Raw genomic sequence first — 26,281 nt, 5'->3', positions numbered from 1 at the left:
CGTCTGGCCCCCGGCCTTTCCCTCGGCTTCACGCCCCGTGCCGCGCGTGCCGGAACGCGGCCCGGATCTCGGTGACCAGCAGCTCCGGCTGTTCCAGGCCGGGGAAGTGGCCGCCGCGGTCCATCTCGTGCCACGAGCGCAGGTCCTGGTAGCGGCGCTCGGCCCAGCGCCGGGCGGTGGGCCACGGCTCGGCCGGGAACAGCGAGCAGGCGGTGGGTGTCGTCACCGGTTGCGCGTTCTCCTCTTCGGCGCTGCGGGGCACCCACCGCATGGCCTCCCAGTACCAGCGGGCGCTGGAGGCGCCGGTTCCGGTCAGCCAGTACAGGGCGATGTCGTCCACCTGCTGCTCCACGCTCACTCCGCCTCCGGCCTCCGGCCGGGTGTCCGCGTAGGCGGCGAACTTCTCACCGAGCCAGGCCGCCAGGCCGGCGGGGGAGTCGAGCAGGGAGTAGCCGAGCGTCTGCGGGCGCGTCGCCATGATCATCCCGAAGCCGTAGCCGTCCGCGAGATGGGTGTCGCGCCGCTCCAGCATGCGTCGTTCCGCCGGGTTCCGGGTGTTCCGGTCCTCCGGCAGGGGAGAGGCGAGCGGCATCGTCAGGTGCAGGCCGGCGACGCGTTCGGGCACCTGGCGCGCCAGTTCGGTACTGACGTACGCGCCCCAGTCCCCGCCGTGCGCGCCGAACCGCTCGTAGCCGAGCGCGGTCATCAACCCGGCCCACGCGCGCGCCGTACGGGCGGGCTGCCAGCCGCGCTCGCGCGGACGCTCGCTGAACCCGAATCCCGGCAGCGCGGGTACGACCACGTGGAAGGCGTCGGCGGCGGAACCGCCGTGCGCGACGGGGTCGGTGAGCGGCCCGAGGACGTTCTCGAATTCGAGTACGGAGCCCGGCCAGCCGTGGGTCAGCACCAGGGGAAGCGCCGTGGGCTCGGGTGAACGCACGTGCCAGAAGGCGATGTCCAGGCCGTCGAGACGGGCGCGGTAGTGAGGTATCGCGTTCCAACGGGCCTCCGTGGCGCGCCAGTCGTGCTGCCGCCAGGCGGTGAGCAACGTCCTCAGCCGGTCGAGCCCGATGCCTTGTGCCGCGTCCGGGACCGTTTCGGGCTCGGGGAGCCGGGTCTCGTCGAGGCGGGCCCGCAGGAGCGTCAGTTCGCGGTCGGGGATGCGGACGGGGTAGGGCTCGATGCGCGTTTTCTCAGGCCGTGTGGCCGTTGCCTTGGACATGAGCGAAACCCTAGGTACGGCCACCGCCCGACCCCATGTCCGCGATTGCCGCGACGCGGTCAGGAATTGCGGTACGCCGAGGGGCGGGCGCCGGTGTGCCGCAGGAACGCCTTCGACAAGGCGCCGGGGTCGGCGAACCCGCAGCGCGCCGCGATTCTGGCGACCGTGAAGTCGGTGGCCAGCAGCAGGCGTTCGGCCTCTTCGATGCGCAGGCGGACCAGATACCGGTGGGGCGTTTCCCCCGTGGCCCGGCGGAACACGCGGACGAGGTGGAAGACGCTCAGGTGCACGGCGTCCGCAATCTCTGCCAGCGTGAGCGGTTCGGCCAGCCGGTCGCGCATCAGCGCGATCGCCGCGCGGACGCGCGCGTCCTCCCGCACGGGGACGTGCCGGTCCGGGGCCCGGGAGTGACGGGTGAGCAGGTGCACGGCCAGGAAGGCGGCCGAGGCCTCCGCGTACAGGTCCCCTGTCTCCCGCGCTGAGCCGATGGCGCGTACCGCCTCGACGAGCAGCGGGTCGCCGGCGGATACGGAGGCCGCCATGTCTTCGTAGTCCACCGCGGGGCCGCCCAGCTGTGCGGCGGTCCGTTCGACGGTGCCGCGCGGGATGTGGACCTGCACGCTGCGCAGCGGCCCGTCCCCGCGGTAGCGGCGGAGGGCGGGCCGGTCGGGAACGCCCAGTTCGAGGCGGCCCGGCGTCCAGGTGTGGCGGTGCCACCGGCCGCCGGTCCGCGTCTCCATCTCGGCCCGGCCCCCAACGGGCAGGACCAGGTGCAGGTCCGCCGCGGCCGGCAACTCCATGTCCTCGACCGCCGGTACGTGGTGGAACCGCTGTACGAGCAGTGACTGCCAGTCGGCGTCCTGCCAGCTGCAATACGTCCGCCGGACGTAGCGGTCCATAGCGAAACCGGCGTAGGGCCGGAGGTCGAAATGAACGGAATCGAACACCATGCGGCCGAGACTAGGCCGTTTCCGCGGGGGCGGTGCGCCGACCGGAGGAAGAGGCCGGCGCACGCGCCCCGGTGCCCGGCGCTGTCGTGCGGCGCCGGGCACCTCTCACCGTCCGGCGTGCTTACGCCTCCGGCGGGATCGGCAGGTGCAGGAGCTGCAGGGACCAGGTGTCCTGGGGGACGTCCTCGGGCTGGGTCAGCCGGAGCTGCGCGCCGGGGTAGTCGGCCCGGATGGCGAGGCCCTTGTCGGAGACGATGTTCAGGCCCTGGATGGACGGGTCGAAGGTCCACGGGACCGGCGAGGTGGTGTTGGCGAACACCTTGTCGTCGGCGTACACGATCTTGACCTGGGGCCTGACGTACAGGCTCAGGTAGTAGCTGTCCTGGCCCGCGGGCTGGATGATGACGGCCTGGTGCAGCGGGGGCTGCATCTCGGGCTGGGTGATGACGGGAACGCCCTTGTCGATGGCGTGCCCGGCGGGCGTCAGGATGGTGCGGAATCCGATGTGCGCGCCGAGGAGGTATACCCCGGGCTCCACAGGAACGTTGGCCATGTCCGTGCCTTCCTCTGTCGAGTCGGCTGGTGGCGGGTGCCACGGATTCGTGCGGCAGGAAAGTTACCCGGGGATTCCGCTCCGTGAAGGGGAGCCGCGCGGTGCCGGGTACGGATCCGGGCGGATGCGCGCGGCGCCAATTTCCGCTTGACAGCGGCGGGTTGTCCGGTAGGGGGCGGTGCCGGCGGGGAACGTGTGTCGGGGTGCGGCGGGCCGGGGGCGTGTGGCGGCCGGACAGCCGTGACTTCCCGCCGGGCCGGGTGCGCCTCGCTGTGTGTGATGCGGCGCTTTTCCCGCCCCTGTGCGGCCGCGTCCGCTTTGGCACTCACGTTTCCGGTTGCCCGTATGTGCGGCGGTCAGCGTCCCGTGTCGTCCGCCGTCCCGGCGCGGCACAGCAGGGCGGCGTGCAGGTCGAGGCGGTGGCTCAGGCGCGTGAGGTCGCGGCCGGTGAGGCGCTCTATGCGCTGGATGCGGTAGCGGACCGTGTTGACGTGCAGGTGCAGGGCGGCAGCGGTACGGGACCACGAGGCGTCGTGCGCCAGGAAGGTTTCCAGGGTGCGCAGCAGGGTGCCGCCGGTGGTGTCCTGCCCGGGGAGGAGCGGGCGGAGGGTGCGGGCCGAGAAGACGGCGCGCACCTCGGCGGGCACGGCGGCCAGCAGCCGTCCGAGGGTGACGGGCGCGGAACCCTCGCCGGTCGCGGGCGAAACGGTGTGCGGCATGCGGCGTGCTCCTCGTACCGTCCGGGCACCGGCCCGGGGCTGGGCGGTGCGCACTCACCAGGTGAGAGCGCGGAATCGCATAGTAAATGCGAGGGGAACAAGTGTGTAGTCGCGCTGGTGCGGTGCGGGGGGCAGGTGGGGCGGTTGGGGGGAAGCGGGGCCGGTTCCCGTGCGTTGCACCGGCCGGGCGCGGGCCGCGCTTGCTTCACTCGACCCATGGACCTGAACACGGTGCGGGAGGTCGTGGACGCCGGGGAGCGCCCGGAGTGGCGGCCGGGTGACGCCTGGCTCGGCGGCGGTACGTACCTCTTCTCCGAACCGCAGCCGCGGCTGCGGCGGCTGCTGGATCTGGGCCGGATGGGCTGGGAGCCGCTGCGGTGGCTGCCGGACGGCGCGCTGGAGATCGCGGCGACGTGCACGGTCGCCGAGGTGTCCCGGTTCGGCGGCGGCACCGACCGGCCGGCGGGCCCGCTGTTCGAACAGTGCTGCCGCGCCTTCCTGGCCTCGTTCAAGATCTGGAACACGGCCACCGTCGGGGGGAATCTGTGCCTGGCGCTGCCCGCGGGGCCGATGATCTCCCTCACGGTGGCGCTGGACGGTGTGTGTTCGCTGCTGGCCCCGGACGGTACGGTCCGGCGCCTGCCGGTGGCGGACTTCGTCACCGGCGCGGGCCGCACCGTACTGGCGGAGGGCGAGTTGCTGCGCTCGGTCACACTGCCGGCTCGTGCGCTGCGCCGCCGTACGGCGTTCCGGCAGGTGTCGCTGTCCGGTCTCGGGCGCTCGGCCGCGCTGCTGGTCGGGACGCTGGACCCGGTGGACGGGGCGCTGGCCCTGACGGTCACCGCCGCCACCGTGCGGCCGGTGCGGCTGCGGTTCGCGTCGCCGCCGGACGCCGGCGCGCTGCGGGCGGCGATCGGGCGGGCCGTGCCGGACGGCGGCTGGTTCGACGACGTGCACGGGCTGCCGGAGTGGCGGCGCCACATGACGTACCGGCTGGGGGAGGAGATCCGGCGGGAGCTGGGGGACGCCGGTCCTGGCGTGCCGTCAGGGGGGACGGCTCCCGCGCCGCCTCCGCGCGTACGGCCGCGGCCCCCGTCCCCCTTCCGGACCGTGGTCAACGGCACCGCCACCGGCGCCGAACCGCGTCCCGGCCAGTGCCTGCGCACGTATCTGCGCGACCGCGGCTGGTTCGGGGTGAAGAAGGGGTGCGACGCCGGGGACTGCGGGGCGTGCACGGTGCATGTGGACGGCGAGCCGGTGCACAGCTGCGTGTATCCGGCCGTACGGGCCGGCGGGCGGGCGGTCACCACCGTCGAGGGCCTGGCCGGTGCGGGGCGTGGTGGTGAACTCCACCCCGTACAGCGTGCGTTCCTGGACGCGCAGGGTTTCCAGTGCGGTTTCTGCACCGCCGGGTTCCTGATGACGGCCGCGGCGCTCGACGCGGACCTGCTCGCCGACCTGCCGCGCGCCTTCAAGGGGAACCTGTGCCGCTGCACCGGCTACCGGGCCGTCGAGGACGCCGTACGGGGTGTCCGGCACACCGAGGACCCCGCGCCGGGGTGCGGCGTCGGCCGCAACCTGCCCGCGCCCGGAGGTATGGACGTGGTCACCGGAGCGGCCCGCTACACCTTCGACCTCGACACCGGTACCGGCCTCCCCGGGCTGCTGCACATGAAGCTGGTCCGCTCGCCGTACGCCCACGCCCGTATCACCGCCGTCGACATCGGTGCCGCGCTGCGCGTTCCCGGCGTGCACACCGTCCTCACCCACCACGACGCGCCCGCCAGGCACTATTCCACCGCCCAGCACGAGCACCCGGAGGAGGACCCGTACGACACGCGGCTCCTGGACGACACGGTCCGCCACGTCGGCCAGCGGGTGGCCGCGGTGCTCGCGGACAGCGAGGCGGCGGCGGAGGAGGGCTGCCGCCGCGTCGCGGTGACGTACGACGTGCTGCCCGCGGTCCTCGACCCCGAGGAGGCGATGCTGCCGGGCGCGCCGGTCGTGCACGACAAGGGGGAGTGGGCGGGCATCGCGCGCCCGTACGCCAACGTGGCGGGCGAGGTGCACGGCGAGACCGGTGACGTGGCGGGCGGGTTCGCGGCGGCCGACGAGGTGTACGAGGAAACCTTTCGTACGCAGCGGGCTCAGCATGCCGGTCTGGAGACGCACGGCGCGCTCGCCTGGTTCGAGCCGCCGGAGGAAGGCGGCGGTGCGGCCGGGCGGCGGCTGGTCGTGCGGACCAGTACGCAGGTGCCGTTCCTCGTCCGGCGTTCCCTGTGCGCGCTGCTGGACCTGCCGCCCGAAGCGGTGCGGGTCGTCGCGGGCCGGGTCGGCGGCGCGTTCGGCGGCAAGCAGGAGATGCTCGTGGAGGACGTCGTGGCGCTGGCGGCGCTGCGCACCGGGCGCCCGGTCAGGCTGGAGTTCACCCGGGCCGAGCAGTTCCACGGCACCACCACCCGGCACCCGTTCACCGTGCGGATCAAGGCCGGGGCGCGCCGGGACGGCACGCTCACCGCGCTCCGGCTGCGCGTCGTGTCCGACACCGGGGCGTACGGCAACCACGCCAAGGCCGTGCTGCTGCGCGGGTGCGGCGAGGCCCTGGCGCTCTACCGCTGCCCGGCCAAGAAGGTGGACGGCTACGCCGCCTACACCCACACCGTCCCGGCCGGCGCCTTCCGCGGGTACGGGCTCGGCCAGGTCGTCTTCGCGGTGGAGAGCGCCCTCGACGAGCTGGCGCGGCGGCTGGGCATCGACCCGCTCGCGCTGCGGGAACGCAATGTCGTGCGGCCCGGCGACGACGTGGCGACGCTCGTCGGGGAGGACGCCGACCTGCGCCTCGGCAGTTACGGGCTGGTCGCGTGTCTGGAGGTGCTGCGGAACGCGTCCGCTTCCGTGGCGGCGGAACCGGATGTTCCGGAAGGCTGGCTGGTGGGCGAGGGCAGCGCGCTGTCACTGATCGCCACCGGCGGGCCCGGCGGGCACTTCGCCGACGCCCGGCTGGCGCTGGCCGCCGACGGCACGTACGAACTGGCCGTCGGGACGGTCGAATCCGGCAACGGGGCCACGACCGTGCACCGGCAGCTCGCCGCCGACGAGCTGGGCACCACCGCCGCGCGCATCGCCGTGCGGCAGGCCGACACCGACGCGGTCGGGCACGACACCGGGGCGTACAGCTCGACCGGGACGGTGGTGGCGGGCCGGGCCGTGCTGCACGCCGCGCAGGCGCTCGCCGGCCTGATCCGGGAGCGCGCCGCCCGCCACTTGGGGGTCGGCCGTACGGAGTGCGTGCTGACGGCGGACGCCGTGGTGGCGAAGGGGGGCACCGCGCGCGTGGCGTTGCCGGAGCTGTACGAGGCGGCGTGTAAGGAAGCGGGCGGCGGGCCGCCGGCCGCCGGCGGGCACTTCGGCGGTTCGCCGCGCTCCGTCGCCTTCAACGCGCACTGGTTCCGTGTCGCCGTCGACCCGGGCACCGGGGAGATCCGCGTCCTGCGCAGCGTGCACGCGGCGGACGCGGGCACGGTGATCAACCCCATGCAGTGCCGTGGCCAGGTCGAGGGCGGGGTGGCGCAGGCACTGGGATCGGCGCTCCTGGAGGAGGTACGGCTGGACGGGCGCGGCGCGGTGCGCAACGCGGCGTTCCGCGAGTACCGGCTGCCCGCCTTCGCCGACGTGCCCAGGACCGAGGTGCACTTCGCGCCGACCGCCGACGCCGTCGGCCCGGTGGGCGCGAAGTCCATGAGCGAGAGCCCCTTCAACCCGGTCGCGCCGGCGCTGGCCAACGCGCTCCGCGACGCCACCGGCGTGCGCTTCACCCGGCTGCCGCTCGCCCGGGACCGGGTGTGGCGTGCGCTGTCCGCCGGGACCGGCCGGGACCCCGGTCGGGCGCGGTGAAAATTCGCATGGATAGGACGGCGTTTGGTGGGCAGGGGTGCTGGACGGTCCGGTGTGCGGAATAGGTCAGGCAATGATCCCGTTACCGCAGCGGGACCGCTTACAGACCGGAACCGGAAGCAGGGATTTACGCATGAGCACCGTTGAGCTCACCAAGGACAACTTTGACGAGATCGTTTCCGGCAACGACTTCGTCCTGATCGATTTCTGGGCCGAGTGGTGTGGTCCGTGCAAGCAGTTCGGCCCGGTTTTCGAACGGTCGTCCGACAAGAACGACGACCTGGTCTACGCGAAGGTCGACACGGAGGCGCAGCCCGAGCTGGCGCAGGCGTTCCAGATCCAGTCGATCCCCACCCTGATGATCGTCCGCGAGAACATCGCGGTGTTCTCGCAGCCCGGCGCGCTGCCGGAGGCCGCCCTGGAGGACGTCATCGGCCAGGCCCGCAACCTGGACATGGACGAGGTCCGCGCCTCCGTCGAGGAGGCGCAGAAGGAACAGGGCCAGGCCCAGGGGCAGCAGGAGGCGCAGGGCGGCAGTGAGTGAACTGCTGCTGATCCGGCACGGCGAGACGGAGTGGAGCAGGACGGGCAAGCACACCAGCTGGACCGACCTGCCGCTCACCGCACACGGCGAGGAGCAGGCCCGCGAGCTGCGGCCGGTCCTCGCCGGCCGGAAGATCGGCGCGGTGCTCGCCAGCCCGATGCTGCGGGCGCTGCGCACCGCCGAACTGGCCGGACTGCCGGAGCCGCGCGTGGACGCGGACCTGGGCGAGTGGGACTACGGCGGGTACGAGGGCGTACCGACCGACGAGATCCACCGGACCCGGCCCGACTGGTTCCTGTTCACCGACGGGGTGACCGCCGGGCCCGCCGAGCACCCCGGCGAGTCGCCGGAGCAGGTCGGCGCGCGCGCCGACCGGGTACTGCCGCGCATCGACGAGCAGCTGCGTACGGCCGACGGCGACGTGGTGCTGGTCGGGCACGGGCACTTCCTGCGCGTCCTGACGGCCCGCCGGCTCGGGCTGCCGCCGTCGGCGGGCGCGCTGTTCACCTTCGAGACGGGCACGGTGGGCGTGCTCGGCACGGAGCACGGGCGCCCGGCGGTGGTGCGCTGGAACACGCGGACGGTGTGAGAGCGGGCACGGAGCACGGGCCGCGGAGCCCGCGCCCCGTGTCACTTCCGTCCTAGGTGGCCATCGGATCGAGGTGCAGGGGCTCCACTTTGCCCTCGATCATGGCGCCCAGCCCCAGCACCGCACACGTGTCGGGATGGTCCGCGATGTGCACCGGCATGGTCGTGGCCTGCCGGATCATCGACTGGAGCCCCGGGATCAGCGCGCTGCCGCCCGCCAGCATGATGCCCCGCTCGCCCAGGTCCGCCACCAGGTCCGGCGGGCAGCGGCGCAGCACCGAACCGATCCCGTCCAGGATCCCGGTCAGCGGTGAGGCGATGGCGCGCTGGACCGGCTCGGTCTCCACCATCACCGAGCGGGCCAGCCCGCTGACCACGTCCCGGCCGTGCACCTCGGTCGGGCCCGCCACCAGGTCGCCGTCGCTGGAGAGCATCAGGTGCAGCGGCCGTACGGACTGGCCCGGCAGCATCAGCTTGTGATGCAGCCTCAGGTGCTGGACGACGGCGTGGTCGATGGCGTTGCCGCCCACCGGGACGGTCTCCGCCGCGACGATCGAACCGAGCGAGAGCACCGCGATCTGCGTGGTCCCCGCACCGCACACCACGACCATGGTGGCCTCCGGGTGCTCCACCGGCAGGTCGCAGCCGACCGCCGCGGCGACCAGCGTGTCGACCATCTCGACCCGGCGGGCACCGATCCCGTTGAGGGTCTCCACGGCGGCGCGCTGGGCCAGCGGCTCGCTGCCGTACGGCAGGCAGATCGCGGCCCGCATGGTGGGCCTGCGCCGCCACGCCCTGCGCAGCCGGTCGTCCACCAGGTTGCGCAGCAGCCGCTGCGCCATGTCGATGTCCACGACGGTGCCCCCGGCGACCGGCCGTACGACCCGGATGTGGTCCGGCGTGCGGCCGTCCATCACCTCGGCACGGTCACCGACGGCGATCAGCGCGCCGGTGCGGATGTTGACGGCCGCGACGGTCGGCTGGTCGACCACCAGGCCCTGGTTCTTGACGTACACCCTGGTGCGGGCCGCGCCCAGGTCGACGGCGACCGAGCAACGGTACAACTGTGCCAGGCTGGCGGTCATGGATGGTGCCTCCCGGGGAGCTTCGGCGGTACGGGACGAGCGGCCGCCGGGCCACTCGTTCCCATCGTGTGCCGACGGGCCGTCAGCTGCCCGCTGAGGAGGTCCGGTTGGGGGACGGCGGGGGCGGGGGCTCCCGGCCCGGGGGTGCCGGGGCGCCGTGCGAGGCGTCGAACAGGCGGGTGCCGAGGTCGCGCAAGTACGCGATCAGCTCCGGCGGTTCGTGCACCTCGAAGGGGACGCCCAGCAGGCCGAGCCGTACCGCGAGCCAGTCCGGCGCGTCGCCTCCCGTGCGCAGCAGGCAGGAGCTGGCGGGTGGCGTCCTCGACGGTGGTGTGCAGGGTGACCAGCGCCCGGTGCCGGGCGCGGCGGCTGACGACGGACTCGGCGACGAACGCGGCCGCGTCCGCGGCGGGCGGGCGCCGGTGGCCCGAGGCGCGGCGATCCGGTCGGCGCGGAACGTCCGCCAGTCCGCCCGGTCCAGGTCGTAAGCGAAGAGGTACCACCGGCGGTCCGCGCTGACCAGGCGGTACGGCTCGGCGTGCCGCCTGCTGGGCGTGCCGTCCGCCGCGGCGTACGCGAAGCGGGCGCGCTCGCGGTGGCGGCACGCGGTGGCGAGGGCGGTGAGGACGGCGGGGTCGGTGACGGGCGCGTCGCCGCCGGTCAGCAGGCCGTAGAGCGGGACGGTGGCGCCGATGGCGCCGATGGCCGCGTCCACGGGGTAGCCGAGGCCGCGCAGCCGCTCGATGTCGCGGCGGACCGTGCGCGGGCTGACGCCCAGCCGTGCGGCCAGTTCGGCGCCGGTGTGCTCGCGGCCGGGTTACGACCTCATTCGTTCCTAGCGTGGCCCGTATGGGAGCACAGAACGGCGACAGCATCCTGATCACCGGAGCCCGCGAGCACAACCTCGAGGACGTGACCCTGGAGATTCCCAAGGGGCGGATCACCGTCTTCACCGGGGTGTCGGGCTCGGGCAAGTCCTCGCTGGTCTTCGACACGGTGGCGGTGGAGTCGCAGCGGCAGCTGAACGAGACCTTCCCCTCGTACGTACGCAACCGGCTGCCCAAACACGAGCGGCCGAAAGCGGACACGATCGAGCGACTCGCGCCGGCGGTCGTCGTCGACCAGCGGCCCGTCGGAGGCGGCGCGCGCTCCACCGTCGGCACCATGACCGACATCCACCCGATCCTGCGGGTGCTCTTCTCGCGCCGCGGCACGCCGAGCGCGGGCGAGGCCACCGCGTACTCCTTCAACGACCCCGTCGGCATGTGCCCGCAGTGCGCGGGGCTGGGCCGGACCACCCGCATCGACCTGGACCGCTTCCTGGACACCGGCCGCTCGCTGAACGAGGGCGCGATCCGCTTCCCGCCGCTCGCCGTCGGCACGGCGGGCTGGCAGATCTACGCGACGTCCGGGCTCTTCGACCCCGACAAGCCGCTGGACCGGTACGGGCCCGAGGAGTGGGACCTGCTCCTGTACGGCAAGGGCTTCAAGGTCACCCGCGGTGAGCGTGCCTACGACAACACCTACGAGGGACTGGTCGAGAACTTCGACCGGCGGTACGTGCAGCGCGACCCGTCGGCACTCTCCGAGAAGACCGCAGAGCTGGTGCGCGGCTTCGTACGGGAGGGGACCTGTCCGCAGTGCCAGGGGGCGCGGCTGACCGCCGCGGCCATCGCCGCGCGGGCCGTCACCGCGCTGGACCGGGTGGCCGGCATCGGCCTCGGCTACCTCAGCCTCGACCGCCCGACACCGACCCTGTCCGGTGGCGAGGGACAGCGGCTGAAGATGGTGCGCCATCTGGGCAGCAGCCTGACGGGCCTGACGTACGTCTTCGACGAGCCGAGCACCGGGCTGCACCCCGGCGACGTGCGCCGGCTCAACGACCTGTTGGTGCGCTTGCGGGACAAGGGCAACACCGTCCTCGCGCTCTTCGCCCGCGAGCACGGCGTACCGGCGGGGCTGTTCAGCTTCAACGCGGCCGGGGCGTGTGAGGAGTGCCGGGGGCGCGGGGTGATCCACACGGACCTGGCGTACCTGGACCCGGTGACCACGACCTGCGAGGCGTGCCGGGGGCGGCGCTTCAAGGACGAGGTGCTCGGGCTGACCGTACGGGGCAGGTCGGTCGCCGACGTGCTGGAGATGACGGCCGCGGACGCGGTCGCGTTCTTCGGCGAGGCGGCGCCGGCGGCGGCCGGGACCGGCGCGGGCGCCGGAATCGGGCGGCGGCTGGCGGCGCTCGCCGAGGCGGGGCTCGGCTACCTGACGCTCGGGCAGTCGGTCGCGTCGCTGTCGGGCGGCGAACGGCAGTGCCTCAAGCTGGCCACCCGGCTGCACCGCACGGGCAGCGTGTACGTGTTCGACGAGCCGACGGCGGGGCTGCACATGGCGGACGTGGCGGGGCTGCCGGCGCTGCTCGACCGGCTGGTGGCCGACGGCAACACCGTCCTGGTCGTCGAACACGACCTGGACGTGGTCAAACGGGCGGACTGGGTGGTCGACCTCGGGCCGGGCGGCGGCAGGCGGGGCGGCGAGATCGTGTTCGCGGGGCCGCCGCGCGACCTGCTGTCGGCACGCGGTTCCGCCACCGCGGACTGCCTGCGCGCCTCACTCGATGGTGCGCTGTAGCAGCCCCCAGGTGAACTCCGCGACGACCTCGCGGGGTTCGCCGTCCGCGTCGGGTGCCGTGAAGGCGAGCCGCCACCGGGTCGGCGCGGTGCCCTCCATGGGGCGGGCCGGGGCGAACGCGCGGGCCACCTCGTCGACCGTGCACGACCAGGGGACGAGGTCGCCGGTCGTGCGGAGCACGGGGCCGGGGGCGCCCGGCGCCCGGACCAGCCAGGCGTTCCAGGCGGCGCCCCGGGGGCCGGTGAGCACCTCGAACCGTAGGTCGGGCCAGAGTGGTACGGGCCAGGTCAGCGCCTCGCAGGTCAGGTCGCCCAGGCGCCGGGCGGTGACGGACTCGGGGCGGCCGAGCAGCGAGCGGTAGCGCTGTACCGCGCCGGGCGACCGGGGGGAGTGGGCGCGCGCCTGCCAGCGGCGGTTGGCCTCGCGCAGGTCGGCGCGCGAGGCGCCGAGCGTACGCAGCGCGTCCTCGACCAGTCCCGGCTGGTGGTCGGCCATGCGGCGCAGCAGGACGAGCTGGAAGGCGAGCGGGCCGCCGGGCGGCCCGGCGGGGCCGTTGTCAGTGGTGGGGTCCATGCTGGACATGTTCGCGGACGGTGGGGCCCGGCGGTCCTACCGGGGAGCGCCGGTGGGGTGGCCGCCTGCCGGAGGCTCGTCGGCCGGGCGGCCGTGCGGGGGCAGGCGGCGCAGGATCGCGTCGTGTTCGGCGTCGGTGACCTGTTCACCGGAGGAGGGGAGAAGCTGGGGGATGCCGTCGAGAATCGGGTAACGGCGCCGGAGCCGGGGGTTGTAGAGGACGTCGTCCGGCACGAGCAGCGTCAGCGGGCCCTTGTCGATCGGGCAGACGAGGATCTTCAGCAGCGGGTCGTCCGGCTTCACGGCTCAACTCCTTGGGAGCGGGTTCCCGGCCCGGGCGCCGGCTCGGCTTCCGCTGCCGGTGCCGGTTCCCCGGCGTCCTGGCGGGGGAGCGCGAGCAGCACGAACACGGCGACCGCCGTGCCGCCCAGGCGGAGGGAGAGGCGTACGGGATCGGAGGGCAGCGGCTCGCCGAAGGCGACCGTGCCGCAGGCAGCGGTGAACACGCAGGTGACGGTGGTGCAGACGGGCACGATCAGGGAGGCGCGGCAGCGCTGGAGGGCGGTCTGCGACAGCACCAGGCCGACCGCGCCGGTGAACAGCAGCAGATACGGATACGGGGAGGTGAACAGGTCACGGGCGGTGCCCGCCCAGTCGTGGGCGTCCAGCAGGCCGGAGACGCCCTTGATGGCGAGCGAGCTGACGCCGTAGAGAAGGCCGACGGCCACGCCGTAGGGGACGCCCGTGCTCGGCTGGCGGTGGCGGCGCCTGGCGCGCCGCTCGGCGGCGCCGAACAGCCACAGCCCCGCGGCCAGTGAGGGCAGCGCGATGGCGAGCAGCGTCCCGGTGGGGGCGGTACGGGTCACGGTGCTCGCGCCGCTGCCCTGGAGCGAGGCGACGACCATGCCCAGGGCCAGCAGGATCGCGAGGATGCTCTGCCGCTCGCGGCCGCTGGTGCGTTCGCCGAGGAAGACGGAGGACAGGAGCAGCAGCAGGACCAGCCCGGAGACGAAGATGCCCTGTGCGGCGGCGATGGGAAGGGTGCGGTAGACCGCCAGCTGGGCGGCGAAGCCGGCGGCGAGGGCCAGCGAGCCGCCGAGCCACAGCGGGCTGCCGACGAGGTGCCGGACGAGCCGGGCGGGCTGCCGGGTGCTGAGGGCGGGCAGCGCGGACAGGGCGCGCTTCTCCAGGACGAAGCCGGTGCTGTACAGGACGTTGGCGAGCAGTGCGGCCGCCACGCCCCACCACAGCACGGCCCTACTCCCTTCTCCGGCGGGCATGGACGAGCAGGATGGAGGCCAGCGAGGGCAGCCGGCAGGCGGCGCGGTCCAGGGGGCGCAGCGGCCGCGGCACGTCGTGGTACGGCGCGCCCGCGACCCGTACGACCGCGAAGCCGGAGGCCGTCAGGAAGCCGCGCAGCGCGCGGGCGGTGTAGAGGCGCAGATGGCCGACCACCTGGGTGCCGGGGCGGCCGTGGATGCCTCGCATGCTCACCTCCGAGAAGACGGGCTGGACTCCCGCGAGGAGGAGTCCGCGGTTGTACCAGGCGGCGAGATTGGGGGTGGACAGCATCAGGTGGCCGCCGGGGCGCAGCACGCGGCGCAGTTCGTCGAGGGCCGCGTCGGGGTCGACGAGGTGCTCGATGACCTCGCTGAACAGCACGGCGTCGGCGGCGCCGTCGGCGAACGGCAGCCCGCCGCCGCCCAGTTCGCCCCGCACGGCGTACGGGATGCGGGCCGCGGCGCGGCGCAGCGCGTCCTGCGACCAGTCGACGCCGACGATCCGGTGCCCTGGCAGGACCTCGGCCGCGATGGCGGCCGCGCTGCCGTCGCCGCAGCCGACGTCCAGCACGGTGGCAGCGGGCGCGCCGCGGGGCACCGGTCCCAGGGCCCGGGCCAGCATCAGTGCCTGGCGGCGGCTGCGGGCGTCGCCGGAGGCGACCGGGACGGCGGGGTTCTCGTAGAACTCCCGCAGACCGGGCGGGGGTGGTGGCACGGCGGTGAGGTGCCGGTTCATGGTGCGCCCCCGTCCGCCGCCCGGCCCTCGCCCGGCCAGGACGTGGCCGCCAGGGACTCCGCGAAGAGGGTGCCCAGCCGGGCGCCGGCCGCGTCGTCCAGGAGGGCGTGGGACCAGCGCAGCGCCAGTTGGATGCGCCCGCCGACGGAGACGGTGGTGACGGTCAGGCCGCGCGGCATGCGGGCGGGCGCGGAGAACCACACGGCGCTGGGCCGCCCCGCGTCGCCGAAGTCGAGCGGGTAGGGGATGCGGCCGATGTTGGAGAGCAGGGTGGTGGAGGCCAGCGGGGCGGCGGCGGTGCGCAGCGCGCGCGTGAGGACGCCGCGCACCCCGACGGGAAGCACCGGGGCCGTCAGCAGGGCGGCGCCCAGGCCGAGTTGGGACCCGGGCGCGGCTTTGAGGGCCCGGGTACGGGCGGCGGTGCGCCGCAGCAGCCGGGCGACGGCCGCCGGGTCGGGTGGCCCCGTGGTGAGCAGCGCGGCGTCCTGCTTCTCCTCCGGGCCGAAGCCGACGGATACCAGTCGGGTGCCGTTGCCGATGGGCATGTCCGTGCCGCGCGGGCGGTCGTCCACCGGCATGGTGACGACGACGGGCCCGCTCGGCCGCCCGTGGAGGTGGTTCCAGCGGGCGACCATCAGGCAGGTGGCGACGAGGAGTTGGTCGTTGACGGTGAACGCGGCCCGCCCGTCGGTACGGGGCGGCCGGGCCGGCACGGGCAGCTCGACGACGAGCATGCCGTTGCCGTCGGCGCGGTGCCCGTGCTCACCGGCGATCCGCACCGGCCGGACCAGGCCGTGTCCGCCGGCCGGCGGCGGGGCCTGCGGCGCCCCGCCCGCTGCGGTCCCGGTGGCACGTACGGGTGGTGGCGCCGGGGCGTTGTCGGCGCCTCCGTAGAGCTGGGCGGCGGTGGCCAGGACCCGCAGGCAGGCCGGGCCGTCCAGCGCGGTGTGGTTGATGGTGATGAGCAGGACCGTTCCGCCACCGGTCCGCTCGCCCTCGCCCGTTCCCTGCCTCTCGACGACCTCCATCCGTACGGGTGGCGAGGTGTCCAGCGGCGGGCAGTCGGTCAGCGCGCGTCGGCGCGCGCGTTCCAGGGCGTCCGGGCCCGGCGGCGGGAAGACGACCGGGTCCACGTCCGGGACACCGGTCAGCTCCCACTCGTACCGCCGCCGCCACCAGCGGTGCGGGGCCTGGCGCATCAGGATGCGGGGGTGGCGGCACAGCGCCTCGCGGAAGGCCGCCCGCAGCCTTCCGGGGTCGGGCCTGCCGGGCAGGTGCACCTCGATGTGCACGGTCTCCGGTTCCTCTGGTGTGAGGCAGTGCCGGGTGATCTCGTCCACCACCGGGAACGGAATCCGCCGTACGGCCCGGTACGCCGCCCCGGGCGGTCCGTCCCCGGCCGGTTCCTGCCGTGCCGGCTGCAGTGCGGTCATCGGGTGGGTTCCTCCCCGCTCCGGTCCGATGGGCTTGGTGGGTCCGACGGACCCGCGGGTCTGCCGTCTTGGGGCGCGAGGCCCGGCGGTACGCGACGCCGCCGGCGCCGCGGCAGCGGCGGGGCGGGAGGCGCCGATGTCTCCGCCTCCGGCCCGCCCGGCCCCGCTCCCGCCGGAGCCGGAGCCGGAACCGGAGCCAGTGCCGGCTCCGCGTCCGGTCCCGGCGGCGCTCCCGCGTGCGCCCCGCGCCGCGCCGACGCGGCGGGCACCGTCACCACCGCGGCCGCCAGCGCCAGCAGGGCCAGCGCCTGGGCCGGGGCGCTGAACGCCCCGGCGTCGGCGGCGGCGGGCTCGCCGGCGCCGAGGGCGGCCGTGATGCCGGCCCCCACCATGGCCAGGAGCGCGAGCGGCACGAGCAGCCCGTGCCGGAACCGGGCCACCAGCGCCAGCAGCGGCACGATCACGGCGTAGGGACCGGCGGCGAGCGCCACGACCACCGTGAGGGCGGCGGCCCCCAGGACCCAGGAGGGCGCGGGAGGCACCTGCGGCCGCGGCGGGGTGCGCGGCGCGCGGCGCACCAGCGCGGAGCCGACGAGCACCGCGATGCCGAGCGCGCCGCCGAGCAGGCCGAGGTCGTACGTGGTGGACGGCTCGTACGAGAGCTTCACCAGGCCGCCCCTGCCCGCCGGGACCAGGAACCCCTGCTGCCACCCGTCGAGCCGCACCGGCGACAGCTCGCGCCCGTCGAGCGTCGCGTGCCAGCCGTCGTTGGCGTTCTCGTACATCTGGAGGTACGCGGCCGCGCCCGCGCCGACCCGGACGGACCGCTGGTCGCCCGCCCAGTCGGCGGCGGTCACCGGCCGCTGTTCACTGGCGGGCGCGGGGGCGCTGCCGCGGGTGAGGCTGATGTCCGTCAGCGCCAGCGGCCCCTGGTCGCCGGCCTCCACCCGGTGCTGCCCGGAGGGCAGTTCCAGCCGCCCGCCGCTCGCCTCGCCCGCGCACAGCTCGACCTTGACGGGCTTGCGTTCGGTCAGGTCGCGGACGTACCCGGACGCCTTCGTGGCGTGCAGGGTGCCGTCCACGGCGAGCGGCGGCCCTTCGCCGCAGGGGAGCGAGAACCGGTCGCCGGGCGCGGGCGGCGGGGTCCGCAGCGCGTCCAGCGCGGGGATGTAGACCTCGCTCAGCCCGACGGGCAGGTGCAGTTCCTGGTCGGCGACCGGGTTGTGGACGGTGAGTTCCTTGACCTTGCTGATGGTGATGTCGAGGCGGTCGGTGGTGATGGGGTCGAAGCGGGCCTGGCCGTTCTCGTCGACGCCCGCGGTCGCCGCCCCGTCCGGCGAGTTGACGAGGATCTCCTCGGGCCGGGTGGAGAGGCCGCCCGCCGCGGCCAGCACGATCTGGTCCACGGCCCGCTTGCCGGGCCAGCGCAGGTGCAGCGTCGCCTTGTCGCCCGCGATCCAGGCGGTGGTCAGGTCGCCGTCGACGAGGTTGCGGGGGCTGAGCGAGCCCCCGAACCCGAAGGCCGTGGAGTCGGCGGAGGCGGTGATCCGGTCCTTCTGCCCGGGGGCCACCCGGTCCAGCAGCCGGTCGAGTTCCGGCCCGGGAACGGCCAGCGCACGGGCCGAGACCGCGTACGAAGCGCCGGCGCCGGTACGGAACTGGCGGTGCAGCCCCACCTCGGCGGAGACCGGCGAGAGGCCGCCGGGGTCGCTGCCGCGGTGCAGGGAGTACGTCTTGGAGGGCGCCGTCGAGTCCTCGCTGTCGGTCGGCAGCCGGAGCAGCCGGGTGACCTGGACACCCGGTACGGACACCTCGGAGAAGCCCGCGCCGGACAGCCCCGCGCGCGGTGTCTGCGACCCGAGAATCGTGATCTTGAGCCACTTCGCGGTCCCGGCGGGCGCCCTGACCTGCTGCCTGGCGCCGTTCGTCAGCAGTTGGCTGTCCACGCTGCCCCGGTCGGTCTGCACGCGTACGGACGTCGGCGCCGCCCGCATCCCGTCGCCGGGCAGCGGCGTGAGGGAGATCGCGGACGGCACGGACGTGGGCCGGGTGAAGCCGATCCGCAGCCACTGGCCCACCGGATCGCCCGCGCTGCCCTCGGCCCAGCCGGTGTCCGGGTTGCCGTCGAAGGCGTTCACCGGGTCGTACTGCGGCAGGTGGAAGAGCCAGTTGCCGCTGCTGGACGCGGTGACGGAGGAGGCGCCGCGCAGCACGGCGGTGGTCTGGTGCCCGATGCCCCGGGTGGGCAGGATCTGCCGCGGTTCGAGCCCCGGGTCCTGGACGCTGTCCGGGTGATTTCGCTCGCCGGGCGTGTACGTATAGGACGTATGGGAGTTGACCAGGCCGAACCGGGTGTCGGCACGGCGCAGCCCGTCGCCGGTCAGCTGGAGTGTCGGGGTGCCGACGCCCGGGTGGTTGTCGCCGGTCAGCACGGCCGGGCGGGCCCGCAGCGAGGGGTCGGCGGACAGCGGGAGCAGCGCCTCGGGGCCCCCGCTGACCTGCGCGGTGTCGGCCACCGGACGGGCGGTGACCGGCCCGGGGCGCGGGGTGTCCACCGGTTCGTAGACCTCCACCGAGCGCTGGCGCGGGTACAGGCCCTGGATCTGGACCGGGGTGCCGGGGGCGATGCGCCCGTCGGTGGTCGGCGGGCCGAAGGAGGCGACCTTGCGGTAACCGGACGCCTCCAGGGTCCGCTTGACGGTCTGCGTCGGCACATAACCGATCTGGTCCGGGTCGAGGTCGTTGCGTACGACGACGTCGTAGAGCCCGGCCCGGCCCAGGAAGTCGCGCAGCCCCGGCACTTCGGAACCGGACAGCAGCGCTTGTTCGACGGCGTCCAGGGCGCGCCGCACGCCCGGCGTCCCGAACGGTACGAAGTCGCGCTGCGCCCACCGGGAGCGGGCGAGCACGTCCAGCGGCTCGTCGATGGGCGAGCCCCAGGTGTAGACGCCGTGCGCGGTGGCGGGGACGACGAGGGCGCGGTTGTCGGGCGTGTTCTTCTTGAGCCAGCCGGCGGTCCGCTCCCAGGCGGACGGGAGCTTCTTGAAGGCGCCGGGCTGGAGGACGGTGCCGTTCAGGAACGGCAGGGCCAGCGCGGGAAGGGTGAGCAGCGCGACGAACAGCGCCACGTGGCGGCGTCCCGGCACGCGCCGGGTGCCGCGCCGCTCGGCGGCCACCCCGACGAGGTGCGCCAGGCCGAACGCGAGCGCCAGCGCCAGCCCCGGCTCGAACTTGTAGATGTTGCGGAACGGCCGCAGCCAGCCGTTCAGCCAGTCCTGCCACAGCCCGTGGAAAGGGCCGCCCAGCGAACCGGCGTACCCCGTCAGGCAGATACCGGCCACGACCAGCACCGTCAGCAGCAGCCAGCGCCGCTCCGGCACGTCCCGGCGGGCCAGCCCGGCCAGGCCCAGCGCGGCGGCCAGCGCCGAGCCGAGGATCGCGGCGGCGCCCGCCGCCATGGTCCAGCCGGCCGGCAGCCACGGTTCGCCGAAGTTCAGGTAGCCGGTCCAGTTCCCGGCGCCGCGCAGCAGCTCGGTCGCCGACATGGTGCCGGTCGTGGTGTTCGCCTGCTCGATGTAGGGCATGAAGTTCTCGCCGTGCACCCCGAGCAGCAGCAGCGGCACCGCCCACCACGCGGTCGCCAGGATGACGCCGGGGATCCACCACACCAGCAGGGCCCTGCGCCGGGCGCCCGTGTGGGTCAGCACGTACAGCAGGACGGGCAGCAGCGCGGCCAGCGTCGAGGCCGCGTTGACGCCGCCCATGAAAGGAATGAGCAGCGCCGAGCGGGTGGCCGCCAGGCGCGCCGTGGCGTGCGGGTTGGTGAGCGGCAGCAGCACCCAGGGGAGCAGCGCGCCGGGCAGGGCCGCGGCGGACGTGGAGCCGATGACCATGGTGAACACCGGCCACAGCGCGTACGCGGCGGCGGCGAGCAGCCGGGCCGGCGGCGTGCCGGCGCGCAGCCGTTCGGCCAGCCGCAGCGCGCCCCAGAAGGCGGCGGTGACGATCAGCGACATCCACAGCCGCTCGGCGATCCACACCGGGAGGTGGACGAGGTCCGCCAGGGCGTAGTACGGCAGGGAGGGGAAGGCGTAGCCGACGTACTGGTCCGTGATGCCGCCGAAGCCCGCCCGGTCGTGCCACAGCTGCCCCAGGTCGCCCAGGAACCGCCACGGGTCGGTGGCCACCCCGAGCTTGGTCTCGAACGTCATCTTCCCGGACGACGGCACGAGGAAGAGCACGAAGGCGGCGGCCCAGAAGCCCAGCAGCCAGCGCCGGGACCGGGGCGGTCCGGGCGGTGGCGCGCCGGGCGCGGACGCCGGGGTGCCACCGGCGTCCGGCGATCCCGGGGAGCTGGACTGGAGGGTCTGGGTCATGGCAACCGCCGCAGGATGAGGAGAAGGTTCCAGGTGGCTACTTCGCGGACGACCGGCAGGCGCGGGATCGTTTCGGCCAGGAACGGCGCGTAACGGGAGCGGGCCGTCACGATCCGTACGTCGTCCCGGGCCCTGACCTGGCGCAGCGTCCGGCCGACGTGCAGCGTGAAGAGGTTCTCGCCCAGGGTGTGCTTGGCGTCCCGGCCGGTGCGCCGCCGGTAGAGCGCGCGGGCCCGCGCGGCGCCCAGGTAGTGCCAGGGCGCCGTCTCGTGCCCGCCCCAGGGCGAGAGCCAGTTGGTGAACGACAGGTAGATCAGGCCGCCGGGCCGGGTGACCCGCACCTGCTCGCTGAGGAAGGTCAGCGGGTCCGCGACGTGCTCCAGGACGTTTGAGGAGAAGCAGACGTCGGCGGTGCCGTCGGCCAGCGGCAGGAGGTAGCCGTCGGCGAGCACCGCGCCGTCCGGGGCCCGGCCGCGGGCGGTCAGCTCGCGCGGGTCCGGCTCGAAGAGGTAGCCGTGCGCGCCGCGGCGGCGGAACTCCTCGGTGAAGTGGCCGCTGCCGCCGCCGACGTCGGCGACGACCAGGCCCTGCAGCGGCAGGTACCGTTCGAGCTGGTCGGCGGCGTCCCGCGCGAGCAGCCCGTAGCAGTGCTCGGGGTCGTGCTGCTCGCGCAGGAAGGCGCGGAAGAGGGCGAGAGATCTGCGCAGGGAGGGATCCCGCACCTCAGCATCACCGCCCGGACGGGAAGTCGAGACGTGCCTCGGCGTACGATTCCGCCGCCACGGCCCGGAAACTGCGCACCGTGGCGCTCCACCGGAAGCGGGCGGCGCGCCGCGCGGCGGCGGCGCCCAGGGCCGTGCGGCGCGGCCGGCTGAGCGCGAGCGCGCACCAGTGCGCGGCGAAGGAACTCTCCCCGCGGGCCAGCAGCCCGGTCGTCCCGTCGTCGACCGAATCGCGCAGGCCCGGTATGTCGAAGCCGACCGCCGGAGTGTGCCGGGCGGCCGCCTCCATGACGACCAGGCCCCAGCCCTCGACGAGCGAGGGGTGCAGCAACAGCCAGGCGCGGCAGAGCAGTTCGTGCTTGTCGCGTTCGCTGATCCGGCCGGTGAAGTGCACGCCGGGCCCGGCCATGGCCTCCAGGCGGGCGCGCTCGGGGCCGTCGCCGACGATGACCAGCCGGCCGCCGGTGACCGGCCGTACCCGCTCCCACAGGCGCAGCAGCAGGTCGACGCGCTTGTACTCGACCAGCCTGCCCATGGCCAGGAACAGCGGCTCGGGCGACTCCGGCAGCAGCGGCCCCGGCTCCTCCACGCCGTTGTGGACCAGCCGGATGCGGTCCCGTTCCACGCCGAGGCCGCGCAGCGCGGCGGCGGTCGAACCGGAGACGGCGACCATCAGGTTGCCGCGGTGGGTGCCCGCCAGCGCCCAGTGCTCCAGGCGGCGGCCGAGCCGGGCGGCGGGTGCCGGGTACCGCATGCCCCACAGGTCCGTGTGGACGTGGTTGACCAGGCACAGCGTCGGCCCGCTGTGCCACAGCGGCGCCAGGTACGGCATGCCGTTGCAGACCTCCACCAGCAGGTCGCACTCGCCGACCCGGCGGGCGAACTGCCGTGGGGCGCGCAGGTAGTGCCCGGCGTCGCCGCCGGCGGAGACCACGCGGTAGCCGCGGTCGGCCGCGGGGCCGCCGCACAGCAGGGTGACCTGGTGGCCGTGGGCGGTGAGCCCCTCGGCGATGCGGTCGACGAGCAGCTCGGAGCCGCCGGCGGCGGGGTTGCCCAGGTCGCGGCGGGCGAGGAAGACGATACGGCGGGGGAGCGGGCGTGCCGCGGGCAGTGCTGTCCGGGCGGACGGTTCAGGTCGTACAGCCGGTGCGGGACGTGCGGGTGGTGCGGCGGACAAGGACGGTCGTACGTGCTGGGGCATGTGCGCTCCAACTCGTCTCAGGGTGCGGTACCAGTGTGTGGGGGGACGTACTGCGTGCTGAGTCGTGCGGACCTGCCGGCCGGGGACTGCGGTCGCGGGGACGTCGGGGTGTGGGGTGGATAGTTTTCGCCGCCCTGTTCGATGCGGCTACTCACCGGCGTGACAATTTCTGCCCCGGTTCTGCCTGACGCCTCATCACTTCGCGCAGAATCAGCTGAACCGCCGCCTCCCGCGCACCACCAGCACCACACCGAAGAGCGTCAATCCGCCGCCCGCCACGGCCGCGGCCAGCGGCGCGGTCTCCCCGACCAGTTGGAGCCTGGTGCTGTCCGCGTCCGCCAGCGCCACCTGCTGGCGCTGGGTCGCGGGCGTGAACTCGATGCCGCTCCCGCGCAGCAGCGTGACCGCGTCGGCCCGCGCCCCCGGTGCCCGCAGCGTCTTGTGCGGCGAGATCGACGCGTTGACGATCCGCCCGGTACGCCGGTCCACGACCAGCTCGATCCCGCTGTTGGCGTACCACTCCTCGGCCTGGACCTGGCCCTGCCCCGGCCGCCCGACCAGCCGTCCCGGCACCTGCCGGCTGCCCGTCCTGGTGGGCTCGACGGTCCCGGTGAAGCGGTAGCCCTCGTAGCCCTGTATCCGCTTGGTGCCCGCGAAACGGAGCGGCACCGCCGCGCCCAGGGTGTTGTCCCACCAGCGGTAGGACTTGCGCTGCACGTCGAAGGGGAACTTCAGGTACGCGTCCCCCTCGAAGCGGGTGGGCGCCTCCTTGCAGCAGTGCACCGGGGCGTTGGTGCGCCGGTCGGTGACCCACCGCTCCAGCGTCCACTGGAACGCCTTGCGCGGGTCCTTCAGCGCCAGCGTCACCGGGGTGTCCACGGTCGTGGACACGTCCCACACGGCCCGTCCGCTGCGCTCGCTCTCCGCCACGTCGCCCAGCACGTGCCGGGTGATGGTGATCTTCTGCCCGTTCCTGGTGCGCAGCGCCTCGGTGTCGAAGTAGCTGCCGGTGCCGGCGAAGACGGTCGTCACGTCGACATCGACCGGGGTGCGCTGGGCGCGCGGCGCGACGTACCAGACGAGCAGCGGGGCGAGCACCAGGAGGAAGACCCCGAGGCCCAGCAGGACCAGGGAAAAGGGCGAGGCGGTCTTACGCATACGGGCACTCCTGAGGGCGGCGGGGGCAGTGCGCGTGCGGCGTGGCGGTGGTCCGGGTGAACGGGCGGGAACCGTAGGCGAATACTTGACACGCCGTCAATGCCTCCCCAGACTCGGCAAGCACCGCGCCGGACCGGGGCCCACGCACAGCGCAACCCTCGACGCACCTCTCCACGAAGGGGCTCGCCGCGCCATGCACAGACTGCTCGCCGCCGTACTGACCTCGCTGGTTGCCGCCGCCCTCGCCGTCGGCGCCGCGTTCGGCATCGTCGCCGCACTCGGCGCCACGCCCGAGCAGCCGAACGTCCCCCTGGTGACCTTCGACCGGGCGCGCTAGGGGCGGCAGGCGTGGTGGAGACCGTCCGCTCGGCCTGGCACGACGTACCCCGCTCCCAGGTGCGGCGGTTCGCCGCCCTCGCCCTCGACGAGGTCCCGGCGCTGGCCCAGCGCATCCTGGCGGAGATCCGCCGCGAGTACCCCCAACTGCCCCTCGTGCTGGACGAGTACGGCGAACCGCGCGCCCTGGTGGGCATCCGGCAGTCCCTGGAGCACTTCGTCGAGCACATGTCCGCCGGCCCGGACCGCCCGCACGTCCACCCGCGGATCTTCCAGGAGTTCGGCCGCGGCGCCGGCATCCAGGGCCGCAGCCTGGACGCCCTCCAGGCGATCTACCGGCTGGGCGTACGGCTGGCCTGGCGCCGGCTGGCCGAGATCGGCCAGCAGGTGGCGATTCCGGCCCCCGCCATGTACGAACTGGCCGAATCCGGCTTCGAATACCTGGACGGGCTGGTGGCCGAATCGGTACGCGGCTTCGCCGAGGCGGCGGCCCGCCAGGCGGGCGAACGGCTGCGGCACCAACGGCGGCTGATGGAGCAGCTGTTCGCGGCCGGGACCCGGGCGCACGCCGCCCCCGCGCTGGTGGACCGCGCGGCCCGGATCGGCTGGACCCTGCCCGAACGGGTCGCCGTCGCCGTACTGCTGCGCCCGGCCCGCGAGTCCGTGGCCCCTGCCGTCGGCCCGGACGTCCTGCTGGACATGGAGTGCGAGCGGCCCCGGATGGTGGTGCCCGACCCGGACGCCGCCGGGCGCGGGGAACTGCTCCAGCGGGCCACCGCGGGGTGGTCGGGCGCACTCGGCCCGGCCGTGCCGCTGGCGCACGCGGCGAAGTCGCTGCGCTGGGCCGGCGCCGCGGTCGACCTGATGGAACGCGGCCTGCTGCCCTCCGGGCAGCTCCTGCACTGCACCGAGCACACCGAGGCACTGGTCCTGCTGCCGCCCGAGGAACTGATCGAGGACCTGACCCGGCGGCGGCTGGAGCCCCTCGCGCACTGCGGCCCCACCCACGGGCGCCGGCTGGCCGAAACCCTGCTCGCCTGGCTGGAGACGCGCGGCGGCGCCCCCGAGGTGGCCGCCAGGCTCGGCGTCCACCCGCAGACCGTCCGCTACCGGCTGCGCCGCATACGGGAGCTGTGGGGCGACGAGGTGGACGACCCGGACCGCCGCTTCGAACTCGAACTGGTGCTGCGGGCCCGGCGGTTGCGCGGCGAGCTCAGCGTGCCCGGCCGCCCGCCCTGCCCTCGATGAACAGCTCGAACCCGTCCAGCAACCGGGCCATGCCGAACTCGAAGATCGCGCTCAGGCGCAGCATGCCCGTGTCGTCGTCCATGTCGTTGACCCCTTCGTACATGGGGAACGAGCCGGAACCGAGGATCCGCTCGTACTCCGGCTCCTGCGACGCCATCCACTGCTCCCGGTCCATGCCGGTCAGCTGCTCGGCCTCCGTGTCCTCTTCCAGGGCGACCGCCGTGCCCCGCACGTGATTGATCAGGGTCAGGGCCAGGCGCAGCCTGGCCATCGGATCGAAGCCCGCCAGCCGGGCCATGGTCCACTCGATGACGACCATCGCGTGCGGCATGGGCTGCGGGCGGGTGAGGGACAGGTACTGGGCCACCCACGGATGCCGCTGGTACAGGTCCCACTGGAGGCGGGCCCCGGCCTCCATACGGGCGCGCCAGTGCTCCGGCCCCGGGTCGGGCAGCTCGATCTCGGCGAAGGTGGCGTCCGCCATCAGCAGCACCAGCTCCTCCTTGTTCGCCACATGGCGGTAGAGCGCCATCGAGGACGCCCCGAACTCGGCGGCGACCCGGCGCATCGACAGGGAGCGCAGGCCCTCGGTGTCGGCGATCCGGATGCCGGCCCGGACGATGCGGTCGCGGCTCAGGCCGGAAGCGGGGCCGAGGCCGTCCGAGGGGCGGCGCCGGCCGCCGCCGGGGCTGCCGTGGTCGCGTGTCCTGGGCGCGGGGCCGCCGTCCGCCGGACGCGCACCGGCCGGCGCGACCACCGTGCCCACCCCCGGCACGGCCCGCACCAGCCCGTCCTGGCGCAGCGTCGTGAGGACCTTGGTGGCGGTCGCCATCGCCACGCCCCACTCCTGGGTGATCCGCCGGGTCGAGGGCACCCGCTCGCCCTCGGCCAGCTCGCCGGCCTCGATGCGCCGCCGGATCTCCGCGACGATCCGGCGGTACGGGGGCGGTTCCGAACGGTCCACGTGGCATCCTCCGTACTAGTGCACCAAGGGGATCGAGCGTAGCAGGGGCGTGCTTCCGCCGGTGGGGGCATTCC

21 protein-coding genes and 1 pseudogene are annotated in these 26,281 nt (G+C 74.4%); 6 read left to right on the top strand and 16 right to left on the bottom strand.

Going from position 1 to position 26,281, the window contains the following annotated elements; all coding sequences use genetic code 11:
* Positions 1-28: 28 nt before the first annotated feature.
* The 4 genes from ACH4K4_RS08200 to ACH4K4_RS08185 form a co-directional block, all read right to left on the bottom strand.
* Complete coding sequence (locus ACH4K4_RS08200; RefSeq protein ID WP_398165658.1) at positions 29-1,222, bottom strand: epoxide hydrolase family protein; 1,194 nt, start codon at positions 1,220-1,222, stop codon at positions 29-31.
* Between the two features lie 59 nt (positions 1,223-1,281).
* Positions 1,282-2,172, bottom strand: a complete 891-nt coding sequence (locus ACH4K4_RS08195; protein WP_398165656.1) for a helix-turn-helix domain-containing protein — start codon at positions 2,170-2,172, stop codon at positions 1,282-1,284.
* Positions 2,173-2,293: 121 nt separating this feature from the next.
* A complete protein-coding gene (locus ACH4K4_RS08190) occupies positions 2,294-2,725 on the bottom strand; it encodes a hypothetical protein (protein ID WP_398165655.1) in 432 nt (143 codons plus the stop codon).
* A gap of 356 nt (positions 2,726-3,081) precedes the next feature.
* Positions 3,082-3,444, bottom strand: a complete 363-nt coding sequence (locus ACH4K4_RS08185; protein ID WP_398165654.1) for a PucR family transcriptional regulator — start codon at positions 3,442-3,444, stop codon at positions 3,082-3,084.
* A 216-nt stretch (positions 3,445-3,660) separates the two neighbouring features.
* On the opposite strand from ACH4K4_RS08185, the gene ACH4K4_RS08180 reads away from it, so the two are divergent.
* From ACH4K4_RS08180 to ACH4K4_RS08170, 3 genes are all read left to right on the top strand, one after another.
* Positions 3,661-7,338 (top strand): molybdopterin cofactor-binding domain-containing protein, encoded by a 3,678-nt coding sequence (locus ACH4K4_RS08180; RefSeq protein WP_398165652.1) that lies wholly within the window; start codon positions 3,661-3,663, stop codon positions 7,336-7,338.
* Between the two features lie 133 nt (positions 7,339-7,471).
* Positions 7,472-7,882, top strand: coding sequence for a thioredoxin (trxA, locus tag ACH4K4_RS08175; RefSeq protein WP_398165650.1), 411 nt, complete (start codon positions 7,472-7,474; stop codon positions 7,880-7,882).
* Positions 7,875-8,471: a histidine phosphatase family protein gene (locus ACH4K4_RS08170; protein ID WP_398165649.1), complete on the top strand. Its 597-nt coding sequence runs from the start codon at positions 7,875-7,877 to the stop codon at positions 8,469-8,471. Before trxA ends, ACH4K4_RS08170 begins: the two co-directional genes overlap by 8 nt.
* 52 nt (positions 8,472-8,523) lie before the next feature.
* Here ACH4K4_RS08170 and ACH4K4_RS08165 read toward each other — a convergent pair whose 3' ends face one another.
* The gene (locus ACH4K4_RS08165) at positions 8,524-9,555 is read right to left on the bottom strand and encodes a rod shape-determining protein (RefSeq protein WP_398165647.1); all 1,032 of its coding nucleotides are present in this window, start codon (positions 9,553-9,555) and stop codon (positions 8,524-8,526) included.
* An 82-nt stretch (positions 9,556-9,637) separates the two neighbouring features.
* Positions 9,638-10,366: pseudogene (locus ACH4K4_RS08160) on the bottom strand (helix-turn-helix transcriptional regulator); the annotation flags it as partial.
* A 38-nt stretch (positions 10,367-10,404) separates the two neighbouring features.
* Here ACH4K4_RS08160 and ACH4K4_RS08155 point away from each other — a divergent pair.
* Positions 10,405-12,180 carry a hypothetical protein gene (locus ACH4K4_RS08155; protein ID WP_398165646.1) on the top strand — a complete coding sequence of 592 codons (1,776 nt, stop codon included), beginning with the start codon at positions 10,405-10,407 and terminating at the stop codon, positions 12,178-12,180.
* Here the strand turns inward: ACH4K4_RS08155 and ACH4K4_RS08150 are convergent.
* The 9 genes from ACH4K4_RS08150 to ACH4K4_RS08110 form a co-directional block, all read right to left on the bottom strand.
* On the bottom strand, positions 12,160-12,753 hold the full coding sequence (locus ACH4K4_RS08150) for a hypothetical protein (protein WP_398165645.1): 594 nt from the start codon (positions 12,751-12,753) through the stop codon (positions 12,160-12,162). The two genes, ACH4K4_RS08155 and ACH4K4_RS08150, sit on opposite strands and share 21 nt — an antisense overlap.
* Positions 12,754-12,789: 36 nt before the next feature.
* Positions 12,790-13,056 carry a Trm112 family protein gene (locus ACH4K4_RS08145; protein ID WP_398165643.1) on the bottom strand — a complete coding sequence of 89 codons (267 nt, stop codon included), beginning with the start codon at positions 13,054-13,056 and terminating at the stop codon, positions 12,790-12,792.
* Positions 13,053-14,006 carry a hypothetical protein gene (locus ACH4K4_RS08140; protein ID WP_398165641.1) on the bottom strand — a complete coding sequence of 318 codons (954 nt, stop codon included), beginning with the start codon at positions 14,004-14,006 and terminating at the stop codon, positions 13,053-13,055. Before ACH4K4_RS08140 ends, ACH4K4_RS08145 begins: the two co-directional genes overlap by 4 nt.
* 4 nt (positions 14,007-14,010) lie before the next feature.
* On the bottom strand, positions 14,011-14,769 hold the full coding sequence (locus ACH4K4_RS08135; protein WP_398165640.1) for a class I SAM-dependent methyltransferase: 759 nt from the start codon (positions 14,767-14,769) through the stop codon (positions 14,011-14,013).
* Complete coding sequence (locus tag ACH4K4_RS08130; RefSeq protein WP_398165638.1) at positions 14,766-16,202, bottom strand: condensation protein; 1,437 nt, start codon at positions 16,200-16,202, stop codon at positions 14,766-14,768. The genes ACH4K4_RS08135 and ACH4K4_RS08130 overlap by 4 nt, the downstream gene beginning before the upstream one ends.
* Entirely contained in the window at positions 16,199-20,578 is a 4,380-nt protein-coding gene (locus ACH4K4_RS08125) for an alpha-(1->3)-arabinofuranosyltransferase family protein (RefSeq protein WP_398165637.1), read from the bottom strand. The genes ACH4K4_RS08130 and ACH4K4_RS08125 overlap by 4 nt, the downstream gene beginning before the upstream one ends.
* Entirely contained in the window at positions 20,575-21,300 is a 726-nt protein-coding gene (locus tag ACH4K4_RS08120; RefSeq protein WP_398165635.1) for a class I SAM-dependent methyltransferase, read from the bottom strand. The genes ACH4K4_RS08125 and ACH4K4_RS08120 overlap by 4 nt, the downstream gene beginning before the upstream one ends.
* A 7-nt stretch (positions 21,301-21,307) precedes the next feature.
* Positions 21,308-22,501 carry a glycosyltransferase family 4 protein gene (locus tag ACH4K4_RS08115; RefSeq protein WP_398165634.1) on the bottom strand — a complete coding sequence of 398 codons (1,194 nt, stop codon included), beginning with the start codon at positions 22,499-22,501 and terminating at the stop codon, positions 21,308-21,310.
* Between the two features lie 210 nt (positions 22,502-22,711).
* A complete protein-coding gene (locus ACH4K4_RS08110) occupies positions 22,712-23,659 on the bottom strand; it encodes a DUF3068 domain-containing protein (protein ID WP_398165632.1) in 948 nt (315 codons plus the stop codon).
* Positions 23,660-23,852: 193 nt separating this feature from the next.
* Here ACH4K4_RS08110 and ACH4K4_RS08105 point away from each other — a divergent pair, with 193 nt between their 5' ends.
* Together ACH4K4_RS08105 and ACH4K4_RS08100 are read left to right on the top strand one after the other, a co-directional pair.
* Positions 23,853-23,996 (top strand): hypothetical protein, encoded by a 144-nt coding sequence (locus ACH4K4_RS08105; RefSeq protein WP_398165631.1) that lies wholly within the window; start codon positions 23,853-23,855, stop codon positions 23,994-23,996.
* Between the two features lie 11 nt (positions 23,997-24,007).
* Positions 24,008-25,243, top strand: a complete 1,236-nt coding sequence (locus ACH4K4_RS08100) for a PucR family transcriptional regulator (protein WP_398165629.1) — start codon at positions 24,008-24,010, stop codon at positions 25,241-25,243.
* Here the strand turns inward: ACH4K4_RS08100 and ACH4K4_RS08095 are convergent.
* Positions 25,209-26,207 (bottom strand): TetR/AcrR family transcriptional regulator C-terminal domain-containing protein, encoded by a 999-nt coding sequence (locus ACH4K4_RS08095; protein WP_398165628.1) that lies wholly within the window; start codon positions 26,205-26,207, stop codon positions 25,209-25,211. The two genes, ACH4K4_RS08100 and ACH4K4_RS08095, sit on opposite strands and share 35 nt — an antisense overlap.
* Positions 26,208-26,281: the final 74 nt, after the last annotated feature.

The sequence above is a fragment of the Streptomyces sp. NPDC017529 genome (assembly GCF_044329785.1).
Taxonomy (GTDB): domain Bacteria; phylum Actinomycetota; class Actinomycetes; order Streptomycetales; family Streptomycetaceae; genus Streptomyces.
Note: the sequence above shows the minus strand (reverse complement) of the source record. Positions and strands in the feature narration are given on the sequence as shown.